This window comes from Candidatus Sericytochromatia bacterium (assembly GCA_035285325.1).
GTDB lineage: Bacteria > Cyanobacteriota > Sericytochromatia > S15B-MN24 > JAQBPE01 > JAYKJB01.
In genome coordinates this window covers 1-10022 of record JAYKJB010000031.1, presented here as the reverse complement: position 1 = coordinate 10022, position 10022 = coordinate 1, and the positions used below count along the sequence as shown (strand labels likewise).

At 65.2% G+C, this 10022-nt stretch carries 11 protein-coding genes; 8 read left to right on the top strand and 3 right to left on the bottom strand.

Translation table 11 applies throughout. From position 1 onward, the window contains the following. Positions 1-1067 precede the first annotated feature (1067 nt). The 4 genes from VKP62_04970 to corA all read left to right on the top strand — a co-directional run bounded on the left by VKP62_04970 (position 1068) and on the right by corA (position 5035). The gene (locus VKP62_04970; GenBank protein ID MEB3196537.1) at positions 1068-2483 is read left to right on the top strand and encodes an APC family permease; all 1416 of its coding nucleotides are present in this window, start codon (positions 1068-1070) and stop codon (positions 2481-2483) included. A gap of 181 nt (positions 2484-2664) precedes the next feature. Beyond that, positions 2665-2994 carry a hypothetical protein gene (locus tag VKP62_04965; GenBank protein ID MEB3196536.1) on the top strand — a complete coding sequence of 110 codons (330 nt, stop codon included), beginning with the start codon at positions 2665-2667 and terminating at the stop codon, positions 2992-2994. A 186-nt stretch (positions 2995-3180) separates the two neighbouring features. Continuing rightward, entirely contained in the window at positions 3181-3993 is an 813-nt protein-coding gene (locus VKP62_04960) for a M48 family metalloprotease (protein MEB3196535.1), read from the top strand. 106 nt (positions 3994-4099) lie between these two features. Continuing rightward, positions 4100-5035, top strand: coding sequence for a magnesium/cobalt transporter CorA (gene corA / locus VKP62_04955; protein MEB3196534.1), 936 nt, complete (start codon positions 4100-4102; stop codon positions 5033-5035). 23 nt (positions 5036-5058) lie between these two features. Here corA and VKP62_04950 read toward each other — a convergent pair whose 3' ends face one another. Both VKP62_04950 and VKP62_04945 read right to left on the bottom strand, forming a co-directional pair. Then, on the bottom strand, positions 5059-5424 hold the full coding sequence (locus VKP62_04950; protein MEB3196533.1) for a hypothetical protein: 366 nt from the start codon (positions 5422-5424) through the stop codon (positions 5059-5061). A 424-nt stretch (positions 5425-5848) separates the two neighbouring features. Next, a complete protein-coding gene (locus VKP62_04945) occupies positions 5849-6205 on the bottom strand; it encodes a YraN family protein (GenBank protein MEB3196532.1) in 357 nt (118 codons plus the stop codon). Here VKP62_04945 and VKP62_04940 point away from each other — a divergent pair. The 4 genes from VKP62_04940 (at position 6194) to VKP62_04925 (ending at position 9446) form a co-directional block, all read left to right on the top strand. Further along, positions 6194-6370, top strand: coding sequence for a hypothetical protein (locus VKP62_04940; GenBank protein MEB3196531.1), 177 nt, complete (start codon positions 6194-6196; stop codon positions 6368-6370). The two genes, VKP62_04945 and VKP62_04940, sit on opposite strands and share 12 nt — an antisense overlap. A gap of 13 nt (positions 6371-6383) precedes the next feature. Then, a complete protein-coding gene (locus VKP62_04935) occupies positions 6384-7385 on the top strand; it encodes an iron ABC transporter permease (protein ID MEB3196530.1) in 1002 nt (333 codons plus the stop codon). Then, positions 7382-8683 carry an ABC transporter ATP-binding protein gene (locus VKP62_04930; GenBank protein MEB3196529.1) on the top strand — a complete coding sequence of 434 codons (1302 nt, stop codon included), beginning with the start codon at positions 7382-7384 and terminating at the stop codon, positions 8681-8683. The genes VKP62_04935 and VKP62_04930 overlap by 4 nt, the downstream gene beginning before the upstream one ends. 139 nt (positions 8684-8822) lie before the next feature. Beyond that, positions 8823-9446 (top strand): tetratricopeptide repeat protein, encoded by a 624-nt coding sequence (locus VKP62_04925; protein MEB3196528.1) that lies wholly within the window; start codon positions 8823-8825, stop codon positions 9444-9446. Positions 9447-9786: 340 nt separating this feature from the next. On the opposite strand, the gene VKP62_04920 is transcribed toward VKP62_04925, so the two are convergent. Next, on the bottom strand, positions 9787-10022 hold a 236-nt coding region (locus VKP62_04920; protein MEB3196527.1), incomplete at its 5' end, for a hypothetical protein.

Genomic DNA, 10022 nt, shown 5'->3' with positions numbered 1-10022 from the left:
CCGCCCTGACCAGCCAGACCAGGCTGTCCGGGTCCCCATCCGCCGGCTTGTGCGGGCTGGCCAGGCTGACCAGGCTGACCAGGCTGTCCGGGTCCCCATCCGCGAGGTTGACCGGGCTGGCCAGGCTGACCAGGCTGTCCGGGTCCCCATCCGCCAGGTTGACCGGGCTGGCCGGGCTGACCAGGCTGTCCGGGTCCCCATCCGCCAGGTTGTCCGGGCTGACCAGGTTGTCCGGGTCCCCATCCGCCAGGCTGTCCGGGCTGACCAGGTTGTCCGGGCTGGCCAGGTTGACCGGGTTGGCCGGGCTGTCCGGGTCCCCATCCGCCGGGCTGGCCAGGCTGACCGGGTTGTCCGGGCTGGCCGGGTCCCCATCCGCCAGGCTGGCCAGGCTGACCGGGTTGACCGGGCTGGCCAGGCTGTCCGGGTTGCTGCCCCAACGGGGGTTCCCCCGGGTTGATTTGCTTCAGGCGGAAGGCGGCCGGTGCCGCGTCCCCTTCCTCGGCTGAATCCGCCGCCAGCTCGACCTCTTCCATCCAGGAGTCGATCGCCATCACGAAATTCATGATGTCTTCGGCCTGCTGGTCGGCCGCTCCAGGTTCGCTGAACGCCGGCATACCGCCGCTGGTCGGCGGCATGACGTAGCCCGGCATCATCTGACTTTGCCCGGGCATTCCGGGGCCTTGTGCGCCAGGCACGGGCTGGCCAGGGGCTTGGCCAGGGGCTTGGCCGTTGCCGGCGCGCACCGCGGCGAGCATCGCCGGATCGATGTTACACGCGGTGAGAGAGGCGACGGACAGGGTCGCGGCAATGGCGTGACGCCACGAACGACGGGAGCAATTCATTCGATGGGCCTGAGACCTTTCTGCAGTGGCGCAAAATTCAAGGGAACCACGCGCCCTTACAGGCAGTCTGACGGGTTCCCGACATGGGATCTGCCGATTGCATGCCCCAATAACGACAAACCTTAACGCGTATCAAGGGCCCGCCAGTTCGGTCTGTCTGGCAAGGCGGGACGGCGGGTATCACCACCTCAGGAGTGGATTCCCGTTCTGTGAGGAGGAAATCCGATGTCCCATCCATCGCCGAGGGCACCCGAAGGGTTTGTCAGGGGACTGGGGCCTTTTGATGCCACCATGATGGTGGCCGGCTCGATGGTCGGCTCCGGCATCTTCATCGTGTCGGCCGACATGGCGCGTCAGCTCGGTTCGCCGGGCTGGCTGTTGCTGGTCTGGCTGATCACGGGCTTGCTGACCGTGATGGCGGCCCTCAGTTACGGTGAACTGGCTGCCATGATGCCGCGGGCCGGCGGGCAGTACGTGTATTTGCGCGAGGCCTACGGCCCCCTGGTCGGGTTTCTGTACGGCTGGACGCTGTTCACCGTGATTCAGACTGGCACGATCGCAGCCGTCGCCGTGGCCTTTGCGAAGTTCCTTGGTGTGCTCTGGCCCGCGCTGGCTGATCTGTCGCTCTTCGGGGGGGGCACCTGGGTTTTTTCGGGTCAGCAAGCCGTGGCCGTGGCCGTGGTTTGCGGCCTCACGGGGCTCAACCTGCGGGGCTTGAAAACCGGACGGGGAATCCAGAACCTGCTCACGGTCACCAAGTTGCTGGCCCTGCTGGGCTTGATCGGGCTGGGCTTGCTGATGGGGCGCCACCTGCCCGAGGCCTTTGCCTCCGCCTCCTTCTGGCAAGCCCGCAGCCTGTCCGGTGAGGCGTTGCCCCCGCTGGCCTTGTGCGCGGTGGTCGGTACGGCCATGGTGGGTTCGCTGTTCTCGGCGGATGCCTGGAACAACATCACCTTCACGGCCGGGGAGGTGCGGGAACCTCAGCGCACCATTCCGCTCAGTCTGGCACTGGGGACGTTGCTCGTGATCGGGCTGTATGCCCTCGCGAACCTGGCCTATCTGGCTGCCTTGCCCTTTTCCGCGATCCAGCACGCCCCGCACGACCGGGTCGGAACGGCCGCTCTGGCTGCTCTGATCGGGCCGGAGGCCGCGGTGGTCATGGCGATCGCCATCATGGTCTCCACTTTCGGATGCGCCAATGGTCTGGTGTTGGCAGGGGCGCGTGTCTACTGGGCCATGGCCCGCGACGGCCTGTTCTTTCGGCGCGTGGCGGAGCTGAATAGCCACGGTGTGCCGGCCTTCGCGTTGATCCTGCAGGGAGCCTGGGCTTGTGTTCTGACGCTGTCCGGACGCTATGGCGATCTGCTCGATTACGTGATCTTTGCAGCCTTGCTCTTCTATGTGGTGACCGTCTCGGCGGTGTTCGTGCTGAGGCGCACCCGTCCGGAGGCCGAGCGCCCGTACCGGGCGCTCGGCTACCCCTGGATACCGGCCCTGTATGTCGCCCTGGCCAGCCTGCTGCTGGTCGATTTGCTGGTTTTCAAGCCGACCTACACCTGGCCTGGCCTGGCGATCGTGTTACTGGGTGTTCCGGTCTATGCGGCCTGGCAACTGGTTCAGTCGCGTCCGGGCAGGGCCTGAGGAAAGGGCCTGCTGCAGCCTTCTCACGCCAATGGTCGCGACAGGCCGGCCGTTTGCGCGGGTATGCACAGCGAGGAGGCATGGCATGCGTGGCCGGGGCTTGGTTCGATCAGGGGCTTGGGGCATCGTAGGGTGCCTGATCGCCTGCAGCCCAGCCCCGGAAGCGGTCCAGGTGCCTCCGATGACCCCTGGAATGGCCGGGAGCCGACCGTCGCCGCTCAGTCAGCTGGTGGCCTCGGATGGCTGCCTGGCCTTGCGGCCCTCGAACGATCCCGTCAAGGGTTCGCCGCTGCAGGGGGCTTACGTGGGTCAACACTTACCAGCAGACTGGCAGTTGCTGGATGAGAAGGCCATCAGCTTGCGGTTTCGCGATTGGGAGCGGAGCGCGGACTGGCGCTGCGCTTCGCGTTATTATCCTGAGGCGGTCGCGATTTACCTGGCCCTGATGGGGCGCCCCCCGCTTGCGCCGCCTCGCCCCACGCCGAGTCCGCGCGTCACATCGCGTTCCTGAGCGCCTAGAGTGAACAGGGGGAGATTCGGGAGACCCACGCCGGCTGGCCTTCGCTGCACCAGCTGGACCACCATACGGCCTTGATCCGAGGGCTTGTTCGGGGTCGCAGCAGCGGGTATGGTTTGGGTCCGGAGGGGGGCCTTTCGGGGCGATCGCCGGGTTGGTCGGACGAGCAAGGGGGGCAGCATGCGCAACCGATTGGTCTGGGGCCTTTTCCTGCTGGGGGCCTGGCAAGCCCTGGTGGCTTGTGACGCCCAGAACGTGGCGGCGGGTGGCGCGCTGGCTGCCCAGGCCCTGACGATCACGGCGGCCGACGAGCGACGAATGGGGGAGCAGACCAAGCAGCAGGTGTTGCAGGATACCCCGCGTCTCGAGCAGGAAGCCCTTCAGACCTATCTGGCGGAACTCGGGACGGCGATCGTCTCGACGAGCGAGCCCAGCGGAAGGGCCTTCGAATGGCACGTGGTGGTATCCGACGAGGTGAACGCCTTCGCCGCCCCCGGTGGGTTTGTCTTCGTCACCACGGGGGCCCTGAAACTCATGCAGAATGAGGCCCAGCTGGTCGGGGTGCTGGGGCATGAAGTGGCGCACGTCGTGCGCTCCCATTCTCTTCAAGGAATTCGACAGGCCTTGCTGGCCCAGGGGGTCGTGACGGGGGTGCTGGGGGCAGAACCGGACAAGCTGGCGGAACTGGGGGCCAAGGTCGCCTCCAGCCTGATTCTCAAGCACAATGATCGGGCCTTCGAACTGGAATCCGACCTGTGGGGCGCCGACGCCGCCCATGCCTTGGGCTACGATCCGCGGGAGCTCGCGGCGTTCCTGCTCATCCTGTCGCGCCAGGCGGGGGAACCGCCGAAATGGGCCTCTTGGTTTTTTGATCATCCTGGAACGCCCGAGCGCATCGCGGCCCTGGAGGCCCATGTGGCCTCGCGCGGTTGGAACCTCTCGGCAACACGGCAAGACGCCGCGCGATTTCGCGCGCGCATCGCAGGGCTGTGAGCCCGCGCGCGCGCAGCGGCCGATGAGGTTCGGAAGTCGTTCTCGCAGGGGTGCAACCCGCACGGTGAGTCGCGCTGGCGTGTGCTAGGATGGCCCCTGGTTGTCGATGTCCAGAAGGGATTTCCCGATGGCGATCCAGCGGATCGAATACAAAGGCGTCACCTGGTTGAACATCCCGCAGCCCACGGTGATGGACATTGAACATCTGCGCCAGAGCTTTCCGTTTCATCCCCTCGACATCGAGGATCTGCTCGGCAACCTGCAACGCCCGAAACTCGACGAATACGACGACTATCTGTTCCTGGTGCTTCACATGCCGATTTACGACAAGGATCGGCGCGTCACGACTCCGTCCGAGGTGAATCTATTCGTGGGGCCGGACTATCTGGTGAGCTTGCACAAGGGCGACTTGTGGCCTCTGACCAAACTGTTCGAGTCGGTTCAGGCCTCTGAGCGCTTGCAGGCGGACAACCTGGGCAATGGTCCGGGGTACCTGCTGTATCGCCTGATCGACAAGCTGGTCGACAACTGTTTTCCGCTGGTCTACAAGATCGAGCGCAACGTGGGTGAGGTCGAAGCCAAGATTTTCGAAAGCAAGACCCGCGAGACCGTCTTCGACCTCAGCGTCATCCGTCGCGACATCATCGCGTTTCGCCGCATCGTCAAGCCGCAAATTCCAGTCATCAGCCGACTCGAGTTTTTGAAGTCCCGGATCCTGAGTGAGGAACTGGACATCTATTTCTCAGACATTTCCGACCACCTCGGCAAGATCTGGGATTCTCTCGAGGATCTCAAGACCATCACCGAAAGCTTGAACGACACGCACACCTCGCTGACGAGTTACCAGACCAGTGAGGTGATGCGCGTGCTCACGACCATCAGTGTGATCATGTTGCCGCTGACCTTGGTGTCAGGTATTTACGGCATGAACATTGCCCTGCCGTTCTCTCAGAACCCTCACGCCTTCACCTTCGTGATGGGCGTGATGGCGGCCGTGGCGATCGGCATGTTGGGCCTGTTCAGAATGCAGCGTTGGATCTGACGGTCGTCAGCAGGAGCGGCGCGTCACACGGGTGGTAACGGTCCGGTATGGTTGCGCTTGAGTTGCGCTGCTTTGCGGCGCGCATCCCGGGAATCGTCGGCCAGTCGGTAGGAATCCGTCAGGTTGATATGCCCGTCCTGGTTTCGTTCGGCGGCGCGCGCCTCCGCTTCGCTCAGCGGTTCCATGCCGACGATGGCCCCCGATATCTTGTTGGCCAGGTCAAGCTGGGCCGCGGCCGCCATCTCGACGTCCTCCGTGTCGACTTGACCATCCTGGTTGATATCGGCCGCCGCACGCTTGTCCGGCGGCAGGGCCTGGCCTTGGGCCAACGCATCGGCGATTTCCCGGGCACTCACCTGGGCCAGCTTGTCGTAGATTCCGTCGCTCATGGTGTTTCGCCTTTCTCGCGGTCGAACCTGGAGGTCGCATACCCGCGCGCGCTACCGGGTGAACCCGGGTGGGGGTTCGTGGCTCGGCCCACGTGTTCACTAGCTTGGGCGAGCGCTTGTCCGAACCGGATGCGCCTGCCGGTCAGCCCGGCGGCATCCGCTCGATCAGGTGAGCGGCAGGGTTCGCTGCCCCTGCGTGAAACGGCTGGTTGGCGGGTACACTGCCAGTAGCCTGCTCGCGCGCCCGTGGTTCCCTCTGACGAGACCACGTCCCACTGAATGAATGTCGGGAGGTCGACCCAGTGCCAAGCTTATCGGATCTGATCGACTCGCTGCGCCGACTGCTGCTCGGAACCCCGGCACCGGTGCCGGTACCCGTCCCCGTTCGCGACCGGAGCCGCTGACAGGCCTGCTGGGGTCGGGTTCACTGACTCACGCCCTGCAGATGTTCGATCCGCGGAGCGCCTGATGGCCAATCGATGCTGATGACATCCAGCCGGCAGGGTCGCTCTCCCGTCGCTTGCATGTACAGGGTGGCCAGCCGCTCCAATCGGCGCAGCTTGAGCGCGTTCACGGCAAGGCTGCCGCGTCCGAAACGACCACTTCGTCTCGTCTTCACCTCGACGAAGACCAGCACGCCGTGATCGTCGGCGATCAGGTCGATTTCTCCCAGGCGACAGCGCCAGTTCCGCGCCAGGAGGTGCCATCCGAGGCCGTGCAGCCAGCCCCGGGCAAGCTCTTCGCCTGACCTTCCGCAATTCAGGTGAGTATGCGCCTTCATACCGATGAATGGTGGTGTGGCGGTGAGTCGAACTTGCCTGGCCCCCCATCCACCAGCCTGGAACGGCTCATGGACGTGCGGCATCCGGAATCCCCGTGGACTTTCCCCGGGGCGGCTGCCATCATGCGGCCGGTCAGTTCTTCCCGCATGCCGGTGGAGCCGTGAGGCAGCCTTCCTGATGAGCTTCGCGATCACATTCTTGGGCACCACGGTGGCCTGGCTGATCGTGGCCCTGCTGGCGGTTTCCTGGGGGGCGGTGTCGATCCCGCCGGAGGAACTGGTCCAGCTCATCGGCTGGGGCGCGCCAGGTACCGCCCTCGTTCGACCGGAAATCACCGCGGTCTTCTGGGACATCCGGCTGCCGCGGGTCTTGCTGGCCTCCTTGGCCGGTGCGGGCCTGTCGCTGGCCGGCGGTGCCTGGCAGGCCGTTTTGCGCAATCCGCTGGCCGACCCGTATTTGATCGGGGCGTCGGCGGGTGCGGCCGTGGGCGCCGGGGCCGCCCTGCTGTTCGGCCTGGGGGGGGGCTCGCCGATGGCCTTGCCGGGACTGGCCTTTCTCGGCGCCCTGGGGGCGGTTGGGGCGGTCTATCGCCTGGCTTGGCGGCCGGGACAGTCGCTCTCGGTGGAGCGTCTCCTGCTGGCCGGGGTGGCGGTCAGTTCATTCCTGTCTGCGGGTCTGACCGGCACGATGGTGTTGCGCTCAGCCGATTTCACGCCGCTCTATCTCTGGCTGATCGGGAGCCTGGCCGGGCGCGGCTGGGAACAGTTGAGTTTGATGGCGCCCTACGGATTGATCGCCACGCTGGGGCTGATGCTCTACCTGCCGCGGCTCAACCTCATGCAGTGGGGGGATGAGACGGCTCGCAGTTTGGGGGTGGAAGCACGCCGCGACCCTCGTGCCGTCATTGCGCTGGCTGCCTTGCTGACCGCCTCGGTGGTCTCCGTGTGTGGGATGATCGGATTTGTCGGATTGGTGGTTCCCCATCTGGCGCGCCTGCTGGTGGGCCCTGATCTGCGCCGCATGATCCCCTTGGCGGTGGTGCTGGGGGCGACGCTGCTGACCGCCGCTGATCTCGCGGCACGAACCTTGTTTGCGCCGCTCGAAGTCCCGGTGGGGGTTGTCACCGCCCTCCTTGGGGCGCCCTTCTTCCTGTTGTTGCTGGCGAGGCGTTCGGCATGACGGCTGGGCGCTTGCAGGCCTCTGGACTGGTGTGTGGGTACGGCCTGACCCCCGTTCTGGCAGGTGTCGACCTGAGACTCGATGAGGCTGAGTTTGTCGGCTTGCTGGGCGCCAACGGGGTCGGCAAGTCGACCTTGCTGCGTGCGCTGGCGGGTCTGTCGGCATTGCAGGGCGGCCAGGTCGCCCTGATGGGGCGATCGCTGGCTGATTGCGATGCGCGCGCCCTGGCGCGTCTGCGTGCCTACCTTCCGCAGCACCAAGCCCTCGAAACGGGCTGGCGGGTCGATCAAGCCGTGGCCATCGGTCGTGCGCCGCATCAGTGGGGCTGGGGCGTGTGGCCTGGAGCGGAGGACCGTCGTCAGGTCCAGCGGGCGATGCAGCAGGCTGGCATCCTGGACCTTCAGCATCGTCGCATGGAGACGCTTTCCGGGGGACAGCGTCAGCGCGTTCACCTGGCGCGGGCCCTGGCGCAGGCCACCCCGATCCTGATGCTCGATGAGCCCACCGCTCATCTCGATCTCAGTCATCAACTGGCGTTTTACGATCTGGTCCGAAGCACGGTCTCAACGTCCGGGGTGATGGTGTTGGCGGTGCTGCATGACCTCAACCTGGCGGCTCAATTTTGCGATCGCCTGGTGGTGCTGGGCGGCACGCCTGCGCGCGTGATGGCCGACGGTCCCCCGGGCCAGGTGCTTTCCCGGGACCTGGTGGCCAAGGCTTTCGGGGTGGATGTTCAGATTCGCTTTCACCCCGACAGTGGCCGTCCCTACCTCCTGCCGCAGGCCGGACGTCCTGATGGCGTGTCGCGCCTGCCGGTGGCGGTTCGAGCGCGGGGCCTGATCCGCTGGCACGTGGTCTGCGGCGGTGGCTCGGCGGCCGCTCCGTTACGCGACCTCACCGCTTGGGGGGTCGATGTGCGGGTGGGGGTGGTCAATGCCTTGGATTCGGATGAATGGCTGGCGGAACAGCTCGGGGTGCGCTGTTTGACGGAGGCCCCCTTTTCACCGATCGGGGAGGAGACGGGACAGGCGCTTGCGCAGGCCTTGGGGACCTCCGACGCCGTGGTCGTGACGGAGGTGGCGTGGGGGAGTGGTAACGTGGCCAATCTGCGGCTTCTTCTATCGCGCATGCGGGCGCCTGAGCCGCCCGCTCTGTTCTTGCTGGGAGGAGAGACGCTCTCCGCCCGTGATTTCACGGGGGGCGAAGCGGCGCGCCTGTGGGAGCAGTTGAAAGGCCTCGGGGAGCCTTGGCCCAGCTGGCAGGCCTTGCGCACGGCCCTGGAGCAACAGGAGCCCTGATCGCGGCGATCACACGAGCCCGGCCAGCTTCGCTGGCCCTGGCCCCGATCGCTGCGTCACAGCCTCCCATTCGCCAGCCCCTGTAAGCTGGCCTCCACCCGTGTCGCTTGCTGGCGGGCAGACTTGTCGGGAGGATGTCTTGGCCGTATCGGTTTTGCCTTGGCTGCTGGGGTTGTTCGTGCTGGGGGCGGGGGGGCCGGCTCTGGCTGCGCCGGCCGACCCATCGGCACCCACCAGTGAGCTGGCCAGTCTGGCGGGCCGGGCAGCCGCTTTGCCTCAGAATGCGGATGCACAGTTTGAGCTGCTGGTGGCCGCGCTGGCCACGCCGTTCCCCGAGCGTGCCTGGCCGATCTATCGTCGACTGCTCGAACTCGACCCGCACTACCCACGCCGAGCCGTAGAGCACTACGGACAACTGGTGCGCGAGACCCCGCACGAGCGTGCGGCCTGGCTGCGCCTGGCATTGGCCAACGATCTGGCCGGACGGCCCCGCGAGGCCAAACGTCAGCTGGCCTACCTGATCAAGTATTTTCCACCGGATGCAGACACCCTGGCTTACGCCGGTTGGGTGGCGTTCGAATTGAAGCAGTCAGCCGGGGCCATGGCATTGTGGCGGCGAGCCCTGGCGCTTCAGCCCGATCATGTGGCAGCCCAGTGGTTGCTGGGGCAGGCTTATCTTCGCCAGGGGCAGCAGGCGCGCGCCGCGCAGGTTCTGGGGAGCGTGGAAGCGGCTCGCACGCAGCAGGCCACCCTCGGGCTTTGAGCGCTGAACCCTGATCAGCAAAGCGAAGGGTGGTTTTTTTTTCGCCACACGGTTGCGCTGAATTAAAAGTTGCGCTATATTCAGATTGTCGATTGTTGTTGAGCGACGAAAGCCGGAAGCCGCGAAGGGCCCTACGGCATCACCGAAACGCTCCACACGTTCCCTTTAGGAACGATTCGCGCCCCCGATTCCGAGGACCACCTCGAGAATGCAGAGCGACAATCGATTCTGGTGTCTCTGTTGAAGGGGTTCCAGGCGCGATGCCGCAGGGTGGCTGCATCGGTCCGGTGGCCCGGTTTTCTCGCAAGAGATCGTGGTTTCCGGCAGATTCCAAAACGCTTCACCCTGTGGGGTTGACAAAGGAATCTGGCTCTGAAATAATAAAAAGACACGAAGCAAGGTTAAGCAAACATAAAGAAACGATGTTTTCTTGCCTAAGGCTTTCAATCCAGTACCTTGACAACTGAATAGCCAAGCGAACGCACCAAGCTCTTGTCAAAAAACGAAGAAGAGCAAAAAAAGAGCCGGCACCCGCGAGGGTGACCTGACTCGCCGAGAATATTTCTTGGAGAGTTT

Coding starts and splice junctions, on each gene's coding strand:
- VKP62_04950 (MEB3196533.1), bottom strand. CDS start 5,424: ATGAGCGACGGAATCTACGACAAGCTGGCCCAGGTGAGTGCCCGGGAA.
- VKP62_04935 (MEB3196530.1), top strand. CDS start 6,384: ATGAGCTTCGCGATCACATTCTTGGGCACCACGGTGGCCTGGCTGATC.
- VKP62_04945 (MEB3196532.1), bottom strand. CDS start 6,205: ATGAAGGCGCATACTCACCTGAATTGCGGAAGGTCAGGCGAAGAGCTT.
- VKP62_04930 (MEB3196529.1), top strand. CDS start 7,382: ATGACGGCTGGGCGCTTGCAGGCCTCTGGACTGGTGTGTGGGTACGGC.
- VKP62_04970 (MEB3196537.1), top strand. CDS start 1,068: ATGTCCCATCCATCGCCGAGGGCACCCGAAGGGTTTGTCAGGGGACTG.
- corA (MEB3196534.1), top strand. CDS start 4,100: ATGTCCAGAAGGGATTTCCCGATGGCGATCCAGCGGATCGAATACAAA.
- VKP62_04965 (MEB3196536.1), top strand. CDS start 2,665: ATGACCCCTGGAATGGCCGGGAGCCGACCGTCGCCGCTCAGTCAGCTG.
- VKP62_04940 (MEB3196531.1), top strand. CDS start 6,194: ATGCGCCTTCATACCGATGAATGGTGGTGTGGCGGTGAGTCGAACTTG.
- VKP62_04960 (MEB3196535.1), top strand. CDS start 3,181: ATGCGCAACCGATTGGTCTGGGGCCTTTTCCTGCTGGGGGCCTGGCAA.